The sequence below is a fragment of the Hyphococcus sp. genome (assembly GCF_965228385.1).
Lineage (GTDB): Bacteria > Pseudomonadota > Alphaproteobacteria > Caulobacterales > Parvularculaceae > Hyphococcus.
Genome location: NZ_OZ245810.1, coordinates 3,363,314 through 3,383,831, shown reverse-complemented (window position 1 = coordinate 3,383,831; position 20,518 = coordinate 3,363,314). Strand labels below are relative to the sequence as shown.

The window sequence follows — 20,518 nt, the reverse complement described above, 5'->3', positions numbered from 1 at the left end:
AGAAGCTGCGCGTATTAATCCTTACACAAACTTATAGCGGGCGCGCAAAAAGAACGAGGGGTCAATACATGTATCAAAGAAAACTCGGGCGTTTTTGCTCATTACTTGCGGCCGGAGTCGCGTTTGGCGCAACAAGCGCGATGGGACAGGACTCTGCTGTAGTGGAGGCGGCCGCGACAACGCCTGCGCCGGACGCGACGTTTATTTTCAACACGCTGCTGTTTTTAATCATGGGCATGGTGGTGATGTTCATGGCCGCCGGATTCTGCATGCTGGAAGCGGGCCTTGTGCGTTCGAAGAACGCCGCAACGATCTGTCTAAAGAATATAACGCTCTTCGCCATCGCCACTGTCATGGTCTGGCTGGTGGGCTACAATATTATTTACGGCGTTGACGAAGGCGGCTGGATGGGCACGCTTACAATGTGGGCGGCTGATGACACGCAACCGCTGGACACCGGCTACTCCGCTTCATCAGACTGGTTTTTCCAGATGGTCTTCGTGGCGACAGCCGCATCGATCGTATCCGGCACTGTCGCGGAGCGTGTTCGCCTCTGGCCGTTTTTTCTGTTTACTGCGCTGCTGACAGGATTCATCTATCCAATTCAGGCGTCATGGGAATGGGGCGGCGGCTGGCTGGATTCGCGGTACGGCTTTTCCGATTTTGCTGGATCGACGCTGGTGCACGCGACTGGTGGATGGGCGGCGCTCGCCGGCGCGCTCGCCCTTGGGCCGCGCCGCGGAAAATACGGGCCGAACGGACAGATCAATACCATAAGAGGGTCGAGCCTGCCGCTCGCTACGCTGGGCGTATTTATTCTATGGCTTGGCTGGTTCGGATTTAACGGCGGCTCGCAACTGGCGCTCGGATCTTTATCAGACGCCATCGCGGTTTCGAATATTTTCGTCAACACCAATATGGCGGCGGCGTGCGGCGTTATAACGGTCGTCGTTCTTTGCACATTCCTGAAAAGAAAAATCGATCTCTCCATGGCGTTGAACGGAGCCATCGGCGGCCTTGTTGCGATTACCGCCGAACCCTTGACCCCAGCCATCTGGCAGGCGGCGATGATCGGCTCCATAGGCGGCGTAATAATCTTTGTGACTACGCCTATGCTGGAATATTCGCGTATTGACGACGTCGTCGGCGCTATTCCCGCACACCTTTTCTGCGGGATTTGGGGCACGTTGGCGGCGCCGCTGACCAATGGCGACGCAACATTTATCGGTCAAGCCGTTGGCGTCGGCGCTAACGCCGCCTTCGTCTTTCCAATAAGCTTGGTCATTTGGTTCTTGATGAAAATGATCATCGGGATTCGCGCCAGCGCTGAAGAAGAAGACAAAGGTCTTGACGATACCGAAGTCGGCGCCCCCGCCTGGCCTGACTTTTCTGGAAGCCCGCCATTGCGCCCGGCGGAATAAACAGGGCTTCAAAACGAAAAACCCGGCGCCCCACTCGCCGGGTTTTTTCTTTGTAAAAAATGCTACGCCAGATCCCGCACCAGCGTCGGTTTTGTTGCCGGAACATCCTCGCTCCGGGAAAAAGCCATGATTTTCTGCCAGATTTTTCTGGAGAGCGCCGTTGTGAGCTGCTCTATATCGCCGGCGCCGGCAACAACTTCCGGATCGCGGCAGCTTTGCGCGAAAAGCGCCGCGAGCTTGCCGGTCAGCGACAACATCTCAGAACAGTAATCTAGGTAACGCTCAAGCAGCGGGCCTTGCAAAGTTTCTCCCGGGGAAGACGCCGTAGCCGGAAGAGCGCGGCGATACGGATCCTTGGTCAGCTGATGCATATCCACGACATGCGCGATGGAACGCAGCTCATGCAGATAATCAAGCGCTATTGCGCGTTTCCAACGTTCTTCCAGCCTGCCAAGCGTTATGACGCCAAGCCCGACAAGAACGGCGATGTTCATCGCCGGCTCCAGGACCTGCACAAGACTCGCCGCGTCAAAATCAACAGCATCGAAGTGCAAAGTCAGCGCAATCCAGGCAAGCGCCGCGGCGCCAAGGGCCCAGATCGTGTAAACCACGACCCGGATCGGCAGAACCGGATCGCGCAATCGTTCCGCCTCGGCGGCGCATCGCCTGGCTACTTCCGTTAGCTCAAGCGCAACCTTTTCCAGACCGGAATTGGGAAACCGCTCAGCAATCCGGCGGCGCAATAAATCGGTTGTATGAATTACCCTTTGAGGATTTAACCTTGAATACGGCAAAGTCTGTCCCACCCCGCTTTGCGATACTGAATATTAAAAGGAATGTCTTTCGCAAGATTGAATATACAAAATGAAATTATGGGATTGACTAATTTCGATATTTTGATAATTATCGAAATATGGAAATTGAATCAGCAACCCAAGCATTTTCAGCACTTTCCCAAGGCGTACGCCTTGCAACACTGAAAATGTTGATAAAAGCCGGACCTGGCGGCGCTGCCGCGGGCGATATCGCCAAAGCGCTCTCGATTCCGCCGCCGACAATGTCTTTTCATTTGAAAGAACTCGAAAGATCCGGGCTGGTGAACACCCGCAAAGACGGCCGTCGCGTGATTTACGCGGCCGATTATGGCGGCGTGCGCGAGCTGATCGATTATCTTCTGGCTGATTGCTGCGGCGGAGACCGCCGGCTTTGCGGCCCCTATGTCGTCATTAAGGAGAGCGTTGCATGAAACGTCTGCACATACACCTCAACGTCAAAGATATCGACCAATCCATAACGTATTACACTGCTCTTTTCGGCGCCGAACCAGTTCGCCGGGAAGCCGATTATGCGAAATGGATGCTTGACGAACCGTCCGCCAACATCGCCATTTCAAGCCACGGCCGAAAATCAGGCATAGACCATGTCGGCGTCTCGCTGGACTCGCGTGAAGATCTGGATGCAGTCGCGGACCGCCTGAACGCGATAACCGCCCCGCTGACGCCGCAGGAAGACGCGTCCTGCTGTTACGCCCGCAGCGACAAATACTGGTCGCACGATCCGCAAGGCGCGGTCTGGGAATTATTTTTTACATTCGCCGATTCCGATACTTATGGCGAAACCGGAGAAAACCCGCAGCATGCGCCGGCGACGGCTTGCTGCAGCCCGGCCGCGTAAAAATGAGGAACATTCTCTTTTTGTGCACCGGCAATTCGGCGCGCTCGATTATGGCCGAAGCCTATTTGAATCATGCTGGCGCTAAAAACTGGCGCGCCTTCTCGGCCGGCTCAAAACCGGCAGGCAAGGTCAACCCTTTCGCCATTGAAACGCTGGCGGCCCATGGCGTCGATGCGTGCGGAACGCTTCGCTCGAAAAGCTGGGATGAATTCTCATCTCCGAGCGCGCCCGTCATGAACGATATCGTGACGGTTTGCGACAACGCCGCCGGAGAAACCTGCCCCGCATGGCCTAGCCGCAACGGCGGCGCGCCAAACAAACTACACTGGTCATTTCCCGACCCCGCGGCTGTTGAAGGCGATGACGAAACAAAACGCCATGCTTTCGAAACCGTCTTCAAAAGCATCGCCGAACATATCGATGCCCTCATCGTAAAATCCAACGCTTAAATCCCGGAGCAAGCCCCTTGCCGTTCTTTGAACGCTATCTATCCGTATGGGTTGCATTATGTATCGTCGCCGGCGTCGCGCTCGGACTGGTTGCGCCCGACTTTTTCGAGCGCGTGTCGTCCTGGCAGGCCGCCAATGTGAACTTCGCCATCGCCGTTCTGATTTGGGCGATGGTCTATCCGATGATGGTCGGCGTCGACTTCGCCAGCCTGAAGCGCGTTGGCGACAAACCAAAAGGTCTTGTCATAACGCTGGTGGTCAACTGGCTGGTGAAGCCTTTCACCATGGCCGCGCTGGGCGTCCTGTTTTTCAAGCACCTCTTCGCGGGATTTATAACCGGCGCGGACGCTGACAGTTACCTCGCCGGCCTGATCCTGCTGGGGGCCGCGCCGTGCACCGCGATGGTGTTTGTGTGGTCGCAACTGACGCGCGGCGATCCCACTTATACGCTGGCGCAAGTCAGCATAAACGACGCCATAATGATTATTGCGTACGCGCCTATCGTCGCTTTGCTGCTCGGCGTGGTTGATATCGCCGTCCCGTGGGAAACCCTCATTCTCTCAGTTACGCTTTATGTCGTCATTCCGCTCGTCGCGGGAGCGATGACGCGTTCGCGCCTGCTGCGCTTGGGCGGCGACGCGCATATCGCCGAATTCACCGCCAGGCTGAAACCTTATTCCATCGCCGGCTTGTTATTGACGGTGGTCCTGCTGTTTGGCTTTCAGGGGCAGGTTATTCTTGAACGCCCGCTTATCATTGCATTGATCGCTGTTCCATTGCTGATCCAGTCCTATGGGGTATTCGCAGCGGCTTACGCCGCAGCGTGGGCCTGGCGCGTGCCATTCAGAATCGCCGCCCCGTGCGCCCTTATTGGCACATCCAATTTTTTTGAACTCGCCGTCGCAGTCGCCATCAGCCTGTTCGGACTGAATTCCGGCGCCGCGCTCGCGACAGTGGTTGGCGTGCTGGTCGAAGTCCCCGTAATGCTGTCGCTCGTCGCCTTTGCAAACGCCACCCAACGCTATTTTCCAGCGGACGAAACCCTTCAATAATGGCCGGACGTACGACCTTGCGTGATGCAGGGTGACGCAGAGCGCAAGCCGCGATATAGCCGAAGACATGAAGAGGGGGCCGCGGCCACGATATCTGGCGCTTGTCGAGGACGGCGCCCTTGCGCCCGACCCGGCCCAGGAGCACGCGGCCGGGCGGCTTCAATCCTTGCATGAAGCTCTTCAATCCTATCGCGGACCATCGCGCAACTGGTTTACATCTTCAAAAAAACCGCCGCCCGGCGTTTATCTCTGGGGCGGCGTTGGACGCGGCAAAACGCTGTTGATGGATCTTTTTTTCAACAATACAGGGTTCGAACGTAAACGGCGGGTGCATTTTCATGAATTCATGAGCGAAATCCATGATCGCATCGCCGCCTGGCGCGCCGCTGACGAAAAAGAAAAACGCCGGCATCGCGCCTTCGACCGCGCATCGCCGGACGATCCCATGCCGCCCGTCGCCTATGACGTTTCTAAAGACGCGCTGCTTTTATGTTTCGATGAATTTCACGTTACGGACATCGCGGATGCGATGATCCTCGGCAGATTGTTTACAGCGCTGTTCGAACATGGCGTCGTGATGGTCGCCACATCCAACCGGGCGCCTGACGATCTTTATAAAGACGGGCTGAACCGGCCATTATTTGTACCGTTTATTGAACTGTTAAAACGGCGGCTGGATGTTTTGGAACTGCAATCGGAAAAAGACTACCGGCTTGAAAAACTAAGTCAGGCGCCTGTGTACTACCACCCGCTCGGTCCCGAAGCGGATACAGCAATGGATGCGGCCTGGCGAAGCATGATCAGCGGCGCAAATGAACATGCAGAAACAATTTCGGTTCAAGGCCGCAAGCTGAGCGTTCCGCGCGCCGCGAGAGGCGCGGCGCGATTCAGATTCGCCGACCTTTGCGAAAAGCCTTTAGGCGGTGCGGATTATCTGGCGCTGGCGCGGCGATACGGCGCTTTGTATATTGACCATATTCCGGTCATGGGGCCGGAAATGCGCAATGAGGCGAAACGCTTTTCCACACTGATCGATACAATCTATGACGCGCGGGTGAAACTGGTCTGCTCTGCCGACGCTGAACCCGAAGCGCTGTACCCAAAAGGCCACGGCGCTTTTGAGTTTGAACGCACCGCGTCCCGATTGATGGAGATGCGCTCCGCCGATTACCTCGCCGCCGCGACAATGGATCTTCCGCCAGAATCTCCCGCGCAGGAAGAAACTAGCGCGTTCGATACCGACGCCGGCGCCTGATGGATTTTGACGCCTCGCCGGGTTAGAATTAATAGCAAATGCTCATCTGAAAAGGACGTCCCATGAACAGTCTGAAGAGCCTGGGTGCTTTTGTTGTCGGCGCGATCGTCGTCTCCATTCTTTACGGCGTGGCGCTCGGCGACAAAGACGCGGCGGTCAGTTTCGAATTCGACGACGGTCAGGGCGTGCGCCATATCGTGAACGGCGACCGGGGCGAGTTTGTAATGCGTGATGACGATTTAAGCATTGAGGCGTCATGGCGCGGGAATTATGCGCTGAATAAAAATGGCGATGATATTGCGGAACTCGACCATCGGCTTGAAATCACCAAAAAGGAAAATGACGCGGCGCAACGCGCGGTTTTTGAAAATGATGGCGGCGACATAGAGCGCTCTTATTACATTGACGGCGAAAAGCAGGAGTGGAGCGCACAATCCGAAGACGCTGTGCGCGAACTGCTTCTCGCGTTTTTTCGCGCCAGTGGGGTCAAAGCTGACGAACGGGTCGTCGCATTGAGCAGCAATGGCGGACCTGACGCCGTTCTGGAGGAAATGAGCCTGCTTTACGGCGATCATGCGCGCCAGCGCTATGTGACGGCGCTTACGGAATACAGCGATTTAAATTCAGGCCAGCGACGGGTTTTATTCGACATGGCCGCCGACATGGACAGCGATCACGATATTCGCCGCACGCTGCAAGCCATTATAGAACATGAAACCATCACAGCCGAAGACTGGCCGCAGCTGTTTGACGCCGCGCAAAAAATTGAAAGCGACTTCGATTTGCGCCGCCTCGTGGAAAGCGTCGCCGAGCTGGAACTTGAACAGCAGTCCGTACAGACGGCTCTCGATCTGATTGCGCGAATGGAGAGCGATCATGACATTCGCCGCGCAAGCGAAGCGTTGCTGGAACAGGATGCGTTTGGCGGTCCCGGCGCAGTCAGGCTTCTTACTGTCGCAGCTGCGGGGTTGGAGAGTGATCACGATATTCGCATTCTGTTGACGCAGACAGCGCCATTCCTGTCAGCTCACGAGGACGTTTCCGAGGCGTGGCTAGGCGCTTTCGCCCAGCTTGAATCAGATCATGACAAACGGATCGCGCTGGAAGAAGCCGCCGACATTAACGGCCTGACCGATAGCGCCGCGTCAAAGATGATCGCCGCAACGCGCGACATCGGCTCCGATCATGAGCACCGGCTGGCGCTGTCGGCTTTTTCGGCGCGCGCTGAGAGAAACGCAGAGTTGCGCGCCGTCTACCTTTCCTCCGCAGAAACAATTTCATCGGATCGGGCGCGCGAACAGGCGCTGGAGGCGATTGGCGTAGACACGAACGATTAGGCGGGCGTTCTGATGCCATCGACCATCTTGCGAACGCTTAACGGCGTCGCAGCCGTAAAGCGTGATACAAGCACCGCGGTCGCCGCGTTGACCATCATTCCAAGGGCGCCGATCCCCTCGGGCGAGATACCAAACAGCCAGTGATCCTTGTCGTTCACCGCGCCAAACCAGGGCGACTTGAAGTAGATAATATAGCCAAGCGTCAGCGCCAGTCCGGTCAGCATACCGGCGACGGCGCCCTCGCGGTTAACGCCTTTGAAAAAGATTCCCAAAACGATGGCGGGAAAGAGTGAGGCGGCGGCGAGGCCGAACGCCAGCGCGACCACCTGCGCCACAAAGCCGGGCGGATTAATACCGAGATAGCCGGCGACCAAAATCGCTGCTGCGGCGGCCGCGCGCGCAGTCAGCAATTCTGTTTTTTCGGTGATCTGGGGGCGGAACGTTCGCTTCAGCAAATCGTGGCTGATCGCCGTTGAAATCACCAGCAACAGCCCCGCCGCAGTGGAAAGCGCCGCAGCGACGCCTCCCGCGGCGACTAGCGCGATCACCCACGCCGGCAGGCTCGCGATTTCGGGATTGGCGAGCACCATGATGTCGCGGTCGACGGAAATTTCATTGGCGTTATCCGCGGCGGCGTTTGTCAAAAGCCGTTCCCCGGAATCGCCCCGCCCTTGCGCGTAATCGGGCCTGCCGTCAAACGGCGCGCCGGGCCCGTATTGAATGACGCCGTCGCCGTTTTTATCCATCCAGGCGATCAGCCCGATATCTTCCCAGCTTTTCACCCATGCCGGCGCCTGCGCGTAGGATTTTTCATGGACGCTGTCGATGAAATTCAGCCGGGCGAATGCGCCGACCGCAGGCGCTGTTGTATAAAGCAAAGCGATGAACACGAGCGCGTAACCAGCGGATTTGCGCGCGTCCGACACTTTCGGCACGGTGAAGAAACGCACGATCACATGCGGCAGCCCGGCTGTACCCGCCATCAAGGCCAGCGTGATCGCAAAAACATCGATGGTTGATTTTGACCCGGCGGTGAACGCGCTAAAACCCAGATCCACAAGCGCGCCGTCAAGCTTTTCCAGCACTGAAACGGTTTCGCCCGCCACATCGGAACCAAGACCCAGTTGCGGCACAGGATTACCTGTTATCAGTATCGAGATGAAGATTGCAGGAACCAGATAAGCGAAGATCAGGACGCAATATTGCGCGACCTGCGTATAGGTGATGCCTTTCATGCCGCCGAGTACAGCATAAAAGAACACAACGCCCATGCCCGTGATAACGCCCCATTCGATCGGCATTTCCAGAAACCGGGAAAACACAACGCCGACGCCGCGCATTTGTCCGGCGATGTAAGTGAACGAAATAACAATCAGGCAGACGACCGCAACGATACGCGCTGTTTTCGAATAATACCGCTCGCCGATAAAGTCAGGCACGGTAAACTGACCGAACTTCCGCAAATAGGGCGCGAGCAGTAATGCAAGCAAAACATAGCCGCCCGTCCAGCCCATCAGATAAACCGACGCGTCATATCCGGCGAACGCGATAATGCCAGCCATAGAGATAAAAGAAGCCGCGCTCATCCAGTCCGCAGCAGTCGCCATGCCGTTTGCGACAGGCGGCACATGCCCGCCGGCGACGTAAAATTCGGAGGTTGAGCGCGCCCGCGACCAGACCGCGATACCGATATAAAGAGCGAAGGAAAGCCCGACAAAAATCGTTGTTAGAAACTGCGCGTCCATGTTTATTACTCGTCGCTGACGCCGAAGCGCCGCTCGATGACCCGCATGCGCGCCGCATATACAAAAACCAGAATGACAAAAACCAGGATCGATCCTTGTTGCGCGAACCAGAAGCCCAACTTGAAACCGCCAATTTTTATCGAATTCAGCTGCTCAACAAATAGGATCCCCGCGCCAAAAGATACTGAAAACCAGATAATCAAGAGCACAGTCAAAAGTTTCAGATTTTCGCGCCAATACGCTCGCGCTTGATTGCCCGCATCCGGATTTGAATTTTCTGTCTCCAAAGCGCAGCTCCCCCGTTTTATTATTGGCGTGGCGGTATCTGATGCACCCTACGAGCATTCTTGTTAAATTCACATCCCCTTGCGGCGCCCTGACTTATTGCAAACATGGCGTGCGGGGCGTAACCGAACCGCCATGAGCGATAATCGACAACCAGTCCTGCGCATTCCGTTTGGGGAACTCGTCGCCATCACGGCGGCCGTGATGGCGCTCAACGCGCTCGCCATCGACATGATGCTGCCCGCGCTTGGACGCATCGGCGATGAATTGGGAGCGGCTCACGACAATGACCGCCAGCTCATTATTGTCGTCTATGTTCTTGGGAACGGGATTGCACAATTGTTCTTTGGGCCAATCGTCGACAGGTTCGGCCGCAAAAAGGTTTTGATGTGGTCGCTGGCGGGTTATGCCGTCGGCAGTATTCTCAGCATTTTTGCGACGTCCTTTACGCTATTGCTCGCAGCGCGCGCATTTCAGGGTGTCGCAACAGCGGCGACCCGCGTATCCGTGATCGCTTCTGTACGCGACCAATGTTCAGGTCGCCGCATGGCGGAAGTCATGTCTCTCGCAATAACGATTTTCATGGCGGCGCCTATTCTGGCGCCCGGCTTTGGCCAGCTTATTCTTTTCGCCGCCCCCTGGCGCGGGATATTTGTGGCTTTATTGCTCTACGGTTTGCTGCTTGCTGTCTGGACGGGCATTCGCCTGCCTGAAACGCTGGCGCCAGCACATCGCAAACCTCTTCAGGCGGCGCCGATCGCCGCTTCTTATCTTACGTTCCTGACGAACCGCATTTCAATCGGGTACACACTCGCTTCTGCGCTGTGTTTCGGCGCGCTGTTCAGCTATATAAGCACGTCGGAACAGGTGTTTCTGGAAACATTCGACCTCGGCCAGAATTTTCCAATCGCGTTTGCATTCGTCGCCAGTTCCTTAGGTGTTGCGACGCTTATCAACGCAAGACTTGTATCAAAATTCGGCATGCGGCGGCTGACTCATACGGCGCTCGTTATTTTCATCATCGCCAATGTCGTTCATCTCGCCATCGCATCAACGGTTGGCGAAACGTTCGTATTTTTTATGATTTTCATGATGGCGTCTTTTTTCTCCCTGGGGCTCATCGGGCCGAACGCAACGGCGCTGGCGCTTGACCCCATGGGGAACAACGCCGGCGCCGCTGCAGCCGCAAACGGGTTTGCGGGCACCACGGTGGCTGGGTTTCTTGGCGGCGTTATTGGCCGATTTTATGACGGGACGACGATGCCGATCATTCTTGGTTTTGTCGTATTGGGCATCGCAGCGTTAATGCTGGTTTTATGGACCGAAAAAGGAATTTTATTTGGCGTTGGCGAACAGCATGCTGACCAAAAAGCATCATGAGTGAAAAAAAAGCCTCGCCGCGCATCTGTATAGGCGCTTTCGCCGGCGCTCACGGCGTGAAAGGCGACGCTAGAGTAAAAACCTTTACCGAAACGCCGAAAAACATAGCCGCATATGGCCGGGTGGAAAGCGAGGATGGCGCAAGGCGCTTCACGCTGGCGGTCATGAAAGTTTTGAAAGACAGCGTCGCGCTGGTCAGAGCGCCCGAAATTACATCGCGTGAAGACGCAGAAAGCCTGAAAGGCGTCCGGCTGTATATTCCCCGTGCTGTATTGCCTGCACCGGATAAGGATGAATACTATCTGGAAGATCTTGTGGGCCTTCGCGCAGAAACGGAAGACGGGAACGCAGCGGGGGTTGTCGCAGCAGTCTATAATTTCGGCGCAGGCGATGTGCTGGAAATCGGCCAAATGCCGAATGCGAAAGGCGTGAGACTTATTCCCTTCACTAAACAGACAACGCCCGCCGTTGATATACCGGCCGGGCGTATTGTCATTGCCCGGTACGCGCTCGAAGCAAGCGGCGCGCCAACGATCAGCAACAAATCAGGCGAAAACGTCAGCGACGATATTGCCGTGGATCTGGACGCAGAAGATTTGAAAGGCTCCTGAGCGCTGAGCCCTCATCTTGCGCCGTTTACGCCGCCATGCCATCTGACCGGCTATTATGTGGCAGGCCACCGTCCTCACCCTCTATCCGGAGTTGTTTCCCGGGCCGCTCGACGCCTCTATCCTCGGGCGCGGCGCAGCGGAAGGCTATTGGGCGCTGGACACGATCAACATCCGCGATTTTTCGGACAATAAGTACGGCTCTGTAGATGATACGCCGGCCGGCGGCGGCGCCGGACTGGTCATGCGGGCTGATATTTTAGGCGCTGCGATCGATTCCGCGCCCCGAAACGACCGGCCTATCGTCTGCCTTTCGCCGCGCGGCGCGCCCCTGACGCAAGCCCGCGCGCGCACTCTTAGCGAGGGAGCGGGCCTGATCGCCCTGTGCGGCCGGTTTGAGGGGATTGACGAGCGGATTTTCGAAACAAGAGACATTGAAGAGGTCTCCATCGGGGATTTCGTCCTCGCCGGGGGCGAAATCGCCGCCATGGCGCTGATCGAGGCTTGCGTCAGGCTCATTCCGGGGGTATTGGGCTCGGCTTCTTCCCTTGGGGAAGAGAGCTTTGACGGCGGGTTGTTGGAATATCCCCAATATACGCGCCCGAGAGAATTTGAAGGCCGGGCGATCCCGGAGGTGCTGCTGTCAGGCGATCATAAGAAAATCGCGGCATGGCGGCGCGAAAAACGGCGAGAAATAACGCGGACGCGACGACCGGACCTTTTAGAGAGGTTTGCCAAAGACGGTCCTATCCGGCGCGACAAGAACAAGGAACCGGAACGATGAACATCATCGAACAGCTCGAAAAAGAGCACATGGAAGAACTCGGCAAGGACGTGCCGGAATTCGCTGCAGGCGACACCGTAAGAGTGAACGTGAAAGTGCGCGAGGGCGAACGCGAACGCATTCAGGCTTTCGAGGGTGTGTGCATTGCCAGAAACGGCGGCGGCCTCAATGAAAGCTTCACCGTCCGCAAGATTTCATTCGGCGAAGGCGTTGAGCGGGTCTTCCCGATCTATTCGCCGCTGGTTGATTCCATCGACGTCGTGCGGCGGGGCAAGGTGCGCCGCGCAAAGCTTTACTACCTTCGCGAACGCCGCGGAAAATCCGCCCGGATCGCCGAAAAAGTTGACCGCCGCGCCGGCAAGTAAGCAAAGGCGTCAAAATCATCAGTATTCAAACGGGGCCCGTTCGCGGCCCCGTTTTTTTATTCGATTATTGAAGATTGCCGAGCGAGAGGCTTTCGCTGAGCACGGTCGCGCCGTCCTCGCCGCGTATCGAAACGCCCACCGCGCCGGTCTCCCAGTCAATTTCGATCAGGCCGTAATTCGCGTCGAAAATCATGTCGCCCAGACGGTTCGGTCCCGGCTCCATGAACGGCTCCTCCCCCGGGGGTAGAAACCCGCGCAAAGGCAGGTTCAGCGAAGATGAAGTTGCTTCGAACAAGGGGTAGTCATTGACGCCTTCCTTGCGATAGAGGGCTGCGGAATGCCGGTCGCCGGTCAGCATGACGACCCCGTTGGCCTCCGTTTCGTTAATTAGGTCATAGAGCCGCTCGCGTTCGGCGGGCAGCATTTTCCAGGCCTCCCAACCATGCCCCTCGGAAATGACCTGCACGGAAGAAACGAGCAGGCGCAGGTCGGCCGGTTTTTGTAATTCATCCGCCAGCCAGCGCCACTGCGCTTCGCCAAGCATTGTTTTCGATGGATCGTCATCGGGAAGGTAGCGTTCCTTGCCGCGCGCGCCGTACTCGTCTGTCGGTTTGAGTTCGGAACGGAAATAGCGCGTATCGAGCATGATTATCTGAACGCGCCGGCCCGCTTCCTCGCCGATCGTCCATGAGCCGTAAACGCCCGGACGCGCCCTGCGCGGATCGTCCTTCGGCGCCGCCCAGACATACTCGAAGAGAGCTTCCGCCGCCGCCTTGTGTTCGTAATCGCCGCCGGCGTCATTCATACCATAGTCGTGATCGTCCCACATGGTCAGCATCGGCGCCGCCGCACGCACGCGAGCGAATGGTTCCGATTGTGCAAGCCGCATATAGGCGGCTTTCAATTCCGGCAGCGCCGGGTCGTTGGAACGCACGTCGCCATAGACATTGTCGCCGATATATAGGGTAAGGTCCGGATTCTCCGCCGCAATCTGATCCCAGATCGACTGATCCTCGTTCTGCTGCGCGCAAGAAGCGAAAGCAATGCGAGTGAGTGTTTTTGATGCGTCGAGCGGCGCCGAAGGCATGGGAACCGCTTGGATAATCCCGTCAGGCGCTTCCGGCGTTGACGCCCGAGCCGCTAATTCCGGCATATCATCACGCGAACGCGGACCATCGCTCGCACACGCTGACAACATCGCAGCGCAGCTAAGCGCCAGCAGCCATTTCGATTTCAACATACCCTTCGCCTCCTGTTTGGCATGCAGTCTAAACGGTTTCCATGACGATTTCACATAGCCGCTTTTGATCGCTATTCGGCGTCGGACGCTCGATAGTCGCCCTCAAGTTCCGAGGCGATATACACCGCCGCCGCCCAGGCGGCGACATTCTGGCGAAGCGCCGCCGGATCGACCTTGTCCAGCGTGTCTTCCATTGTGTGATGAAGATCGAAATAATCCGAACCATCCTGATAAAGCCGGAACACAGGAACGCCGGCGCGCCGAAGAGGCGTTACGTCCGGACCGCCGCCCGCCATATTGTGGCCCGGTCCGATTCCGAGACGGCGCAGCGCTTTTTGATAGACTTGCGCCTTGGGCAAATCTTCTTCAGCGAAACCGGTGCGGAATTGCCATACCCGCCCGGCGCCAAAATCCGATTCTGAAGCCAGAACATGACGGTGAAGCTCGTCTGCATGCGCCTGCGCATAGGCCTGCGCCCCCAGAAGCCCCACCTCTTCAGCGCCCCACATGATCACTCGGATCGTTCGTGCAGGTTTTCCCCGCAACTCATCGATCAGCTTCGCCGCCGCAGTTGTGATCGCCACTCCCGCGCCGTCGTCCACAGCCCCGGTGCCGAGATCCCAACTGTCGAGATGCCCGCCGATCAGGATTATTTCGTCAGTCTTTCCCGGAATTTCTCCGATGACGTTGCCTGACTCCACGACAGTTTTCGTGTTCACCGAAATATTCACGTTGACATTGACGGGGCCGCCCGCACGCCGCATCGCCAGGCTCAACAGATCCGCATCCGGATTGGAGAGCGCTGCAATCGGCACGGGCGTAATATCTTCCTCATAGCGCATGTTACCGGTGTGGGGCGTGCGGCCATGGCTCGTGCCGGCTGAACGGATCAGCGCTACGGCGGCGCCGCGCCTGGCCGCTTCATTCGCCGCGCCGGATCGCTTCGCCACGGCCCAGCCATAGCCGGACCCGTCCTGCGTGCGCGCCATGACCTCGTCAACAAAAATCAATTTGCCCTCGAATCCCTCAAGCGGGGCGTCCTGCAAATCGAGAAGCGTCCGAAACCGTACGACCTCGGCCGTCACGCCGCCTTCCGGCGTGGCGACCGAATTGCCGAGCGCGCTGATTTTCAATTCCTGCGGAAACGGCGAAACGATGCGCGCGCTTTCTTCATCGCGCTCCCAATACGGCATCTCAAATGTTTCTATACGAACATTCTTGAACCCGAGCGCTTTCAGCTTGGCGACGCCCCAGTCGCGGGCGCGCGCTTCCGCCGGGGAGCCGCCAAGGCGCGGGCCGATTTCCGTCGTCAGGCTTTCCAGCAATTCCCAGGCGAGATCGTCTTCCAGGCCTTCATCGATCAACCTGTCGACTGTGCGCTGCTGTTCCTGCGTCAGCGCAGGGGCCGACGCCGGTTCTGGCGCTTGCGCGTAAGCGCAACCAATCGACGTGAACACGGCGCAAGCCGCCGTAACGAGAATTTTCATGATCGTGTCCCCTTGCCATGCGAAGACACCTTTGTTGAGCGCCGCCGCGCCGCGGTCAAGCCTGCGGCGCGGTCGGGCCCTGGATATCAATCCCTTTTGAACGCCTAATGTGCGGCGACGCCGTTCGCCCGGGATTTTTTCCGCATGGCGAACGCCGATACGGCCGACGGCAGGAGTTCGAAACCGGGATCGAACTCAGAATAATTGCAGATCAATTCCTCGCCCGCGGCGATGTCCCGGCTCGCATAGCCCTCAACCACTTTTGTGAAGTCCGTATTCGGGCTCAGCGAGTGGTTCATGAAACGGCCATTGTCGATTTCGATCACCAGCATTTCCGGCTGATCATGGGCCGGATAGGCGTATTTTGTGAGGAATTCACGCATCATCGGCGTTTGTTCTTTCAGCCATGTTGCAGGCACGAGCCGGTCGAAACTCGGATCGTACCGCCACAACAACGCCCCCTTCTTGATCGGCTCGGCGGCGAACACGCCTACGCCTTCAACATCGCTCGCGGCGACATATGTCGGAACAAGCATCATGGGATCGAGATCTCCAAGCCGGAAAAAAGGGGACGGCCGCCCCCGCACGCACATGCGTGCAATTCTCAAAACGACCGTCTTTTCCGGTCGGCGCGCACGAACGGCTCGGCTGCGACAGAAGCAAATCGTCAAAACAGAAAAAATTTCAAGTGAAAAAATGTGCAGCGACAAAAATTATCCGAAACGGGCGAGCCACTTTGCGCGCTCGGCCGCCCAGATTTCCAGCTTCATGTCCCAGAGCACGAAACTCTCGCCCGTGTTCGTCTCGCCGATCTTTCGCGCCACCGCTTGCGAGTTCGCGTTTTCCGGCTCTATGACGGAAATGATCCGGGAAAGCTCCGGGAACCGATCAAATGTCCACCGAATCGTTGCCATCGCAGCTTCCGGCGCGTAGCCCTTGCCCCAATGCCCGGAAGCGATCGACCAGCCGCATTCCAGTCCGGGCCATCCTTCGGGCATCCAGGGGCCGACACGGCCAACCCAGGCGCCGGTTTGTTTTTCAAGAACTGAAAACCACCCGTAGCCGCGAATGCGCCAATGCCCAAGGACCGAAGCCGCCGCCCGCCACTCATCGGCGCGCGAACGCACCGCGCCGCCGGGCGTCAGGAATTTCGCCACTTTTGGATCGCGCATCATGTCGATATGCGGCTCAACATCGTGCTCGTTCATCGGGCGCAAAAGTAGTCTTTCCGTTTCGAGCTGTATTGTCATTGCCGTTCCTGCGCTGTCAGGTCTTCCGCAATCCGTTCGACGCGGCGTGCGTTGCCGGCCCAGGTATAGTCATCGCGCGCGATTGTTTTTCGCGCCGCCGCGCCCAGCGCCCGCCGGATATGCTCATCGCCGACCAGTACGCCGAGCGCCGCGTCAAAACCGTCGCCGCGAAACAAAAGCCCGTTTTCGCCGTCTTTCAAGATTTCAAGAATATTCGGCGCATCCGGCGCCAGCACAGGCTTGGCCATGGCCATATATTCAAACAGTTTCAGCGGCGAGGCGTAATCGACAACGGCCGGCTGCAGGGCGATATCAAATGCGGCGACATATTCCGGCATGGCGGCGCGCTGCACGACGCCGGTGACCGTGACATGACGCGCAACGCCCAGTTCGCTCGCCAGCGTTTCAAGTCCGGCGCGCGCAGGACCGTCGCCGACAATGAGCAAATGCAGATCGTCGCGGCCGGCGCGGGCGAGATAATGAATGGCGCGGTCAACGCCATGCCAGTCCCGCACGAATCCGGTAAAGCCAAGGACAAGTTTATGCTCAACGCCATAGCGTTCGCGTATCTTAGCACCTTCGACGGGCTCCAGAAATTCCCGCCCGACGCCGTTGGGGATGATTTCAATTTTTTCATCGGCGACGCCGGCGGCGCGAATGCGATCCGCCAGCGTCTCCGTCACCGGCAGGACTTTATCCGCGGCTTTCCAGATGTCGGCTTCATGACGGCGCGCAAATGTTTTCAGAGCGAGGTTGCCATGCGCCTCGCGTTCTTCCGCCAGCGGCGCGTTGACTTCGAGAATGAACGGCAGCTTCAGGCGCCGGCTTAACCAAGCACCCGCGAAATAATGCAAATTGTAGCGCTCGTAAATTAAGTCGGGCGTTGTCGCGGCCGCGAGGCGCGCCAGCCGGACATAGCCGCGCGCCGAATAGGAAAATTCCGCACACTCATAAAGGCGCGCCGGGAGGAATTGTTTCAGTCCGCTCCTGGCGCCGGCGTTGAGCGGCCGGTTCTCCTGACGCACCGGGCCGGCCATAACGATTTCATGCCCGCGCTCGCTCAAGGCGCGCGTCAACGCATCGATATGCACCCATTGTCCATCTGCAGACTGAGTGCGATGTGAATAGAGGAATTTCATGCGCAGATTTCTATAGCGATGCGCCGCCGGTTGGCTACGCTTTAAAAGCGAAAGCGCCGAACGGTGCGCAATCGGTGCAAGAATAACCGTGAATCGTTACCGGCGGCGGGCTGGTTTCGGCGCGGCGCCCCTTGCCAGCACAGTGAAATCTACAGCACCCTTACCGTCGTTACGACGGAATTGAGGAGATTCGACAATGCGGCGGCTGACGGCATTAACAGCATGTGCGGTGATATGCGGCGGCGCGGCGGCGCACGCGCATCCAGGGGAGGCGATTCTGACAACGGGCAACGGAGAGCGCACCGTCATGGGCGGCGGCGTCACCATTGAAGAGATAAGCGGCGTTCATATCTTTCGCGGCGGCGGCGCGCCTGAGCCGGACGAACTCCTCGGCGCGGAGACGCCGGAACAGGGCCGGGAAAAAGAAATTGAAATCGTTTTCAAAAAGCGTCCGTTCCGCAACATTCGCCGCTTGCGCACGCAAGGGTTTTATTCCGGCGTGCCCTATCCGTCCCGGCGATACCGGCAGGGTTTTTACAGCGGACAAAAAGCGGGCTTTTAAAACAGTCATCAAAAAAAGGCGCTCCCGAAAGAGCGCCCTTTTTTTACCAAGGCAGGCAAGATGCTATGCGAGGCTGCCATCCAGCTTCACGCAGGCTTCCATCAACTCTTTGACGGCGCCGACAGAATCTTCAAACATGGATTTCTCGTCGCCGGTGAACTTGACTTCAACAATTCGCTCACAGCCTTCAGCGCCAAGCACAATCGGTACGCCGACATACAGGTCTTTCAGGCCGTATTCGCCTTGCAACTGGGCGGCGCAGGGAACGACGAGCTTTTTATCCTTCAGATAGCTTTCCGCCATCTGGATCGCGGATGCAGCCGGCGCGTAATAGGCGGAGCCGGTCTTCAACAAAGCAACAATCTCGCCGCCGCCCTTGCGCGTGCGTTCGACAATGGCGTCGATCCGTTCCTGCGTGGTCCAGCCCATCTCGATCAGATCAGGCAGCGGAATGCCTGCGACTGTGGAATATCGAACCAGCGGCACCATCGTGTCGCCGTGGCCGCCGAGGACGAACGCCGTGACGCTTTCAACAGAAACGTTGAACTCTTCAGCCAGAAAATAGCGGAAGCGCGCGCTGTCGAGGATGCCCGCCATGCCGAGCACCTTGTTCGACGGCAGACCTGAAAATTTTTGGAGCGCCCAGACCATGGCGTCGAGCGGATTGGTAATGCAGATCACAAGTGCGTCCGGGGCGTGTTCCTTAATACCCTCGCCGACGGATTTCATGACCTTCAGGTTGATGCCGAGAAGGTCGTCGCGGCTCATGCCGGGTTTGCGCGCCACGCCCGCCGTAACGATGCAGACATCAGCGCCGGCGATGTCCTTGTAATCCTGCGTGCCTTTCAGGGCGCTGTCATAGCCGTCAATCGGCGAGCTTTCAGCGATGTCGAGGCCTTTGCCCTCGGGCAAACCTTCTGCGATGTCGAAGAGCACGACGTCGCCAAGCTCTTTTTGCGCGGCGAGATGGGCGAGCGTGCCCCCGATCATGCCGGCGCCGATTAAGGCGATTTTTTTGCGGGCCATGGTGAAACTCTCCTGAGATGTCGGGGCGCGCCAATATTCGCGCCGCCTCTGGTGAACCTGTCGGCGCGAGGTCTAGCGCAAGGCGATGCAGTTTTGAAGGCGGTGCGGCGATGGGCGCAGGATTATTTCCGCACGAGCGCGAGGCCCGCCGCCGCGGTCAGGAGAACGCCGCCGGTGATGCGATGCCGCCAGCGCCCGATGCGCGACAAAACCGGTTTTACCCGGGACGCGAAAACCGCCCAGCAGCCGTCGAGAACAGCCGCAACGATTACAAACGTAACCGCGAGCAGGATCAGCTGCGGCGCGGCGGGCGCAGACGGCGAGATAAAAAGCGGCAGAAACGCGCCATGAAACAGCAGCGCTTTTGGATTGGTAAGATTGACGAAAAACGCTTCGCCCACCGTTCGCCAGCCTGACCGGTTTACCCGCATCGCAGGCTCAAGTTCGCGTTCAGTTTCGCGCAAGGCCTTTACCCCGAGATAGGCAAGATAGGCGACGCCAATCCATTTGATCCAGAAAAACGCCTCGCCCGCCGCCGTCAAAATCAGGGAAAGCCCGGCAACCACGACAGCCAACTGCAAGGCCGACGCCGCCGCCGATCCGACCAGCGCCATGAAGCCGTGCCGCAGGCCGTGCGACAGCGTCGTCGCCACGATATAGGCGACCATGGGCCCCGGCGTCAGCACGAGCAGCGCCGTCGCTGCGACGAACGCCAGATACAACTCAACGCTCATGCAAATCAACGCTCATGCAAAGCTCCGGTCAGAAGTGCTTGCGCAGGGACACCATGACTGATGACGCTTCATAGCGATCGCCGGTGATGTTCGGTCCGGCGGGCCCGCCAGGCTCAAGATCGTCAAGATCGGGGCCAAATGAAAACTGGTTCGTGCGCGTATAAATATACTCGACATCGGCCATTAACCCGCCGCCGAATTCATACGAAACCCCGGCGCGCCCCTGATAGGCGAGAGCCGCGTCGCGCTGCGCATTCTCATTTTCAATGAAGGCGCCGCCCACGCCGCCGCCGATAAAAGGCGTCAGCGGCGACGCATTGCCGAAATCGAAATAGAAGTTCGTGAACAGGAAATGACCGCTGATATCGTCGTTGAGGCTAAGTGTGGGAGCCGGACCGGTTGTCGTGTCGAGGGTGACGTTTTCGATATTCGTTGAAGCGTAACGGTATTCAAGTTCCGTGCGAATGCCGTCCGCATAGTCAAAGCCGAGCGCGCCGCCGGCGACCCAGCCATTATCGAGCGCGACAGTCTGGCCGTTCAGCGTCAGGTTGGGCGTCGCAGGGTTGAACGTAAAGTCCTGCTCCCAGTCATTGACGAAACTGATCCCGCCGCCGATGCGCGCATATATGCTGCCGAGCGCCGCATCATCATCCTGCGCCGATGCGCGCGCCGGCAGAACGACCGCCGCCATAGCCAATATCGCCAGCACCGATTTCACTATTAGC

General features: G+C 57.9%; 23 protein-coding genes. 12 read left to right on the top strand and 11 right to left on the bottom strand.

Features of this window, described 5'->3' with window-relative positions; translation table 11 throughout:
• The first annotated feature begins 140 nt into the window (after positions 1–140).
• A complete protein-coding gene (locus ACQK2Q_RS15870; protein WP_425410720.1) occupies positions 141–1,421 on the top strand; it encodes an ammonium transporter in 1,281 nt (426 codons plus the stop codon).
• A gap of 62 nt (positions 1,422–1,483) precedes the next feature.
• Here ACQK2Q_RS15870 and ACQK2Q_RS15865 read toward each other — a convergent pair whose 3' ends face one another.
• On the bottom strand, positions 1,484–2,062 hold the full coding sequence (locus tag ACQK2Q_RS15865) for a hypothetical protein (protein WP_425410719.1): 579 nt from the start codon (positions 2,060–2,062) through the stop codon (positions 1,484–1,486).
• Positions 2,063–2,334: 272 nt separating this feature from the next.
• Here ACQK2Q_RS15865 and ACQK2Q_RS15860 point away from each other — a divergent pair, with 272 nt between their 5' ends.
• The 6 genes from ACQK2Q_RS15860 (at position 2,335) to ACQK2Q_RS15835 (ending at position 7,188) form a co-directional block, all read left to right on the top strand.
• Complete coding sequence (locus ACQK2Q_RS15860) at positions 2,335–2,667, top strand: ArsR/SmtB family transcription factor (protein ID WP_425410718.1); 333 nt, start codon at positions 2,335–2,337, stop codon at positions 2,665–2,667.
• Positions 2,664–3,095: an ArsI/CadI family heavy metal resistance metalloenzyme gene (locus tag ACQK2Q_RS15855; protein ID WP_425410717.1), complete on the top strand. Its 432-nt coding sequence runs from the start codon at positions 2,664–2,666 to the stop codon at positions 3,093–3,095. The genes ACQK2Q_RS15860 and ACQK2Q_RS15855 overlap by 4 nt, the downstream gene beginning before the upstream one ends.
• Positions 3,096–3,097: 2 nt before the next feature.
• On the top strand, positions 3,098–3,544 hold the full coding sequence (locus ACQK2Q_RS15850) for an arsenate reductase ArsC (protein WP_425410716.1): 447 nt from the start codon (positions 3,098–3,100) through the stop codon (positions 3,542–3,544).
• A 17-nt stretch (positions 3,545–3,561) separates the two neighbouring features.
• Positions 3,562–4,596 carry an ACR3 family arsenite efflux transporter gene (gene arsB, locus ACQK2Q_RS15845; protein WP_425410715.1) on the top strand — a complete coding sequence of 345 codons (1,035 nt, stop codon included), beginning with the start codon at positions 3,562–3,564 and terminating at the stop codon, positions 4,594–4,596.
• A gap of 67 nt (positions 4,597–4,663) precedes the next feature.
• A complete protein-coding gene (gene zapE, locus ACQK2Q_RS15840) occupies positions 4,664–5,851 on the top strand; it encodes a cell division protein ZapE (RefSeq protein ID WP_425410714.1) in 1,188 nt (395 codons plus the stop codon).
• 62 nt (positions 5,852–5,913) lie between these two features.
• A complete protein-coding gene (locus ACQK2Q_RS15835) occupies positions 5,914–7,188 on the top strand; it encodes a hypothetical protein (protein ID WP_425410713.1) in 1,275 nt (424 codons plus the stop codon).
• On the opposite strand, the gene ACQK2Q_RS15830 is transcribed toward ACQK2Q_RS15835, so the two are convergent.
• Both ACQK2Q_RS15830 and ACQK2Q_RS15825 read right to left on the bottom strand, forming a co-directional pair.
• Positions 7,185–8,933, bottom strand: a complete 1,749-nt coding sequence (locus ACQK2Q_RS15830) for a sodium:solute symporter family protein (protein WP_425410712.1) — start codon at positions 8,931–8,933, stop codon at positions 7,185–7,187. The genes ACQK2Q_RS15835 and ACQK2Q_RS15830 overlap by 4 nt on opposite strands.
• Before the next feature lie 5 nt (positions 8,934–8,938).
• A complete protein-coding gene (locus ACQK2Q_RS15825; RefSeq protein ID WP_425410711.1) occupies positions 8,939–9,220 on the bottom strand; it encodes a DUF4212 domain-containing protein in 282 nt (93 codons plus the stop codon).
• Positions 9,221–9,353: 133 nt separating this feature from the next.
• On the opposite strand from ACQK2Q_RS15825, the gene ACQK2Q_RS15820 reads away from it, so the two are divergent.
• From ACQK2Q_RS15820 to rplS, 4 genes are read left to right on the top strand one after another with little or no spacing between them, the layout of a single operon-like run.
• Positions 9,354–10,598, top strand: a complete 1,245-nt coding sequence (locus ACQK2Q_RS15820; protein WP_425410710.1) for a multidrug effflux MFS transporter — start codon at positions 9,354–9,356, stop codon at positions 10,596–10,598.
• The gene (gene rimM / locus ACQK2Q_RS15815) at positions 10,595–11,209 is read left to right on the top strand and encodes a ribosome maturation factor RimM (protein ID WP_425410709.1); all 615 of its coding nucleotides are present in this window, start codon (positions 10,595–10,597) and stop codon (positions 11,207–11,209) included. The genes ACQK2Q_RS15820 and rimM overlap by 4 nt, the downstream gene beginning before the upstream one ends.
• A 52-nt stretch (positions 11,210–11,261) precedes the next feature.
• Positions 11,262–11,990 carry a tRNA (guanosine(37)-N1)-methyltransferase TrmD gene (gene trmD / locus ACQK2Q_RS15810; protein WP_425411179.1) on the top strand — a complete coding sequence of 243 codons (729 nt, stop codon included), beginning with the start codon at positions 11,262–11,264 and terminating at the stop codon, positions 11,988–11,990.
• A complete protein-coding gene (gene rplS, locus ACQK2Q_RS15805) occupies positions 11,987–12,355 on the top strand; it encodes a 50S ribosomal protein L19 (RefSeq protein WP_425410708.1) in 369 nt (122 codons plus the stop codon). The genes trmD and rplS overlap by 4 nt, the downstream gene beginning before the upstream one ends.
• A gap of 64 nt (positions 12,356–12,419) precedes the next feature.
• On the opposite strand, the gene ACQK2Q_RS15800 is transcribed toward rplS, so the two are convergent.
• The 5 genes from ACQK2Q_RS15800 to ACQK2Q_RS15780 all read right to left on the bottom strand — a co-directional run bounded on the left by ACQK2Q_RS15800 (position 12,420) and on the right by ACQK2Q_RS15780 (position 17,471).
• Positions 12,420–13,595 (bottom strand): alkaline phosphatase D family protein, encoded by a 1,176-nt coding sequence (locus ACQK2Q_RS15800; protein ID WP_425410707.1) that lies wholly within the window; start codon positions 13,593–13,595, stop codon positions 12,420–12,422.
• A 71-nt stretch (positions 13,596–13,666) separates the two neighbouring features.
• Positions 13,667–15,082 (bottom strand): M20/M25/M40 family metallo-hydrolase, encoded by a 1,416-nt coding sequence (locus tag ACQK2Q_RS15795; protein WP_425410706.1) that lies wholly within the window; start codon positions 15,080–15,082, stop codon positions 13,667–13,669.
• Positions 15,083–15,186: 104 nt separating this feature from the next.
• Complete coding sequence (locus ACQK2Q_RS15790; protein WP_425410705.1) at positions 15,187–15,621, bottom strand: SET domain-containing protein; 435 nt, start codon at positions 15,619–15,621, stop codon at positions 15,187–15,189.
• Between the two features lie 174 nt (positions 15,622–15,795).
• Entirely contained in the window at positions 15,796–16,332 is a 537-nt protein-coding gene (locus ACQK2Q_RS15785; protein ID WP_425410704.1) for a GNAT family N-acetyltransferase, read from the bottom strand.
• A complete protein-coding gene (locus tag ACQK2Q_RS15780; RefSeq protein ID WP_425410703.1) occupies positions 16,329–17,471 on the bottom strand; it encodes a glycosyltransferase family 4 protein in 1,143 nt (380 codons plus the stop codon). The genes ACQK2Q_RS15785 and ACQK2Q_RS15780 overlap by 4 nt, the downstream gene beginning before the upstream one ends.
• Before the next feature lie 196 nt (positions 17,472–17,667).
• On the opposite strand from ACQK2Q_RS15780, the gene ACQK2Q_RS15775 reads away from it, so the two are divergent.
• Complete coding sequence (locus ACQK2Q_RS15775) at positions 17,668–18,033, top strand: hypothetical protein (protein ID WP_425410702.1); 366 nt, start codon at positions 17,668–17,670, stop codon at positions 18,031–18,033.
• 63 nt (positions 18,034–18,096) lie between these two features.
• On the opposite strand, the gene mdh is transcribed toward ACQK2Q_RS15775, so the two are convergent.
• From mdh to ACQK2Q_RS15760, 3 genes are all read right to left on the bottom strand, one after another.
• Positions 18,097–19,059, bottom strand: a complete 963-nt coding sequence (mdh, locus tag ACQK2Q_RS15770) for a malate dehydrogenase (protein WP_425410701.1) — start codon at positions 19,057–19,059, stop codon at positions 18,097–18,099.
• A 122-nt stretch (positions 19,060–19,181) separates the two neighbouring features.
• Positions 19,182–19,793 carry a LysE family translocator gene (locus ACQK2Q_RS15765; protein WP_425410700.1) on the bottom strand — a complete coding sequence of 204 codons (612 nt, stop codon included), beginning with the start codon at positions 19,791–19,793 and terminating at the stop codon, positions 19,182–19,184.
• A 28-nt stretch (positions 19,794–19,821) separates the two neighbouring features.
• On the bottom strand, positions 19,822–20,511 hold the full coding sequence (locus ACQK2Q_RS15760) for a P44/Msp2 family outer membrane protein (RefSeq protein ID WP_425410699.1): 690 nt from the start codon (positions 20,509–20,511) through the stop codon (positions 19,822–19,824).
• Positions 20,512–20,518 lie beyond the last annotated feature (7 nt).

What these genes read in the sequence shown, in the direction of transcription:
- rimM (WP_425410709.1), top strand. Translation starts at nt 10,595, where the DNA reads ATGAGTGAAAAAAAAGCCTCGCCGCGCATCTGTATAGGCGCTTTCGCC.
- ACQK2Q_RS15780 (WP_425410703.1), bottom strand. Translation starts at nt 17,471, where the DNA reads ATGAAATTCCTCTATTCACATCGCACTCAGTCTGCAGATGGACAATGG.
- ACQK2Q_RS15870 (WP_425410720.1), top strand. Translation starts at nt 141, where the DNA reads ATGGGACAGGACTCTGCTGTAGTGGAGGCGGCCGCGACAACGCCTGCG.
- zapE (WP_425410714.1), top strand. Translation starts at nt 4,664, where the DNA reads ATGAAGAGGGGGCCGCGGCCACGATATCTGGCGCTTGTCGAGGACGGC.
- ACQK2Q_RS15830 (WP_425410712.1), bottom strand. Translation starts at nt 8,933, where the DNA reads ATGGACGCGCAGTTTCTAACAACGATTTTTGTCGGGCTTTCCTTCGCT.
- ACQK2Q_RS15775 (WP_425410702.1), top strand. Translation starts at nt 17,668, where the DNA reads ATGCGGCGGCTGACGGCATTAACAGCATGTGCGGTGATATGCGGCGGC.
- ACQK2Q_RS15765 (WP_425410700.1), bottom strand. Translation starts at nt 19,793, where the DNA reads ATGAGCGTTGAGTTGTATCTGGCGTTCGTCGCAGCGACGGCGCTGCTC.
- ACQK2Q_RS15860 (WP_425410718.1), top strand. Translation starts at nt 2,335, where the DNA reads ATGGAAATTGAATCAGCAACCCAAGCATTTTCAGCACTTTCCCAAGGC.
- rplS (WP_425410708.1), top strand. Translation starts at nt 11,987, where the DNA reads ATGAACATCATCGAACAGCTCGAAAAAGAGCACATGGAAGAACTCGGC.
- mdh (WP_425410701.1), bottom strand. Translation starts at nt 19,059, where the DNA reads ATGGCCCGCAAAAAAATCGCCTTAATCGGCGCCGGCATGATCGGGGGC.
- ACQK2Q_RS15785 (WP_425410704.1), bottom strand. Translation starts at nt 16,332, where the DNA reads ATGACAATACAGCTCGAAACGGAAAGACTACTTTTGCGCCCGATGAAC.
- ACQK2Q_RS15795 (WP_425410706.1), bottom strand. Translation starts at nt 15,082, where the DNA reads ATGAAAATTCTCGTTACGGCGGCTTGCGCCGTGTTCACGTCGATTGGT.
- ACQK2Q_RS15850 (WP_425410716.1), top strand. Translation starts at nt 3,098, where the DNA reads ATGAGGAACATTCTCTTTTTGTGCACCGGCAATTCGGCGCGCTCGATT.
- ACQK2Q_RS15790 (WP_425410705.1), bottom strand. Translation starts at nt 15,621, where the DNA reads ATGATGCTTGTTCCGACATATGTCGCCGCGAGCGATGTTGAAGGCGTA.
- ACQK2Q_RS15835 (WP_425410713.1), top strand. Translation starts at nt 5,914, where the DNA reads ATGAACAGTCTGAAGAGCCTGGGTGCTTTTGTTGTCGGCGCGATCGTC.
- ACQK2Q_RS15820 (WP_425410710.1), top strand. Translation starts at nt 9,354, where the DNA reads ATGAGCGATAATCGACAACCAGTCCTGCGCATTCCGTTTGGGGAACTC.
- ACQK2Q_RS15800 (WP_425410707.1), bottom strand. Translation starts at nt 13,595, where the DNA reads ATGTTGAAATCGAAATGGCTGCTGGCGCTTAGCTGCGCTGCGATGTTG.
- ACQK2Q_RS15855 (WP_425410717.1), top strand. Translation starts at nt 2,664, where the DNA reads ATGAAACGTCTGCACATACACCTCAACGTCAAAGATATCGACCAATCC.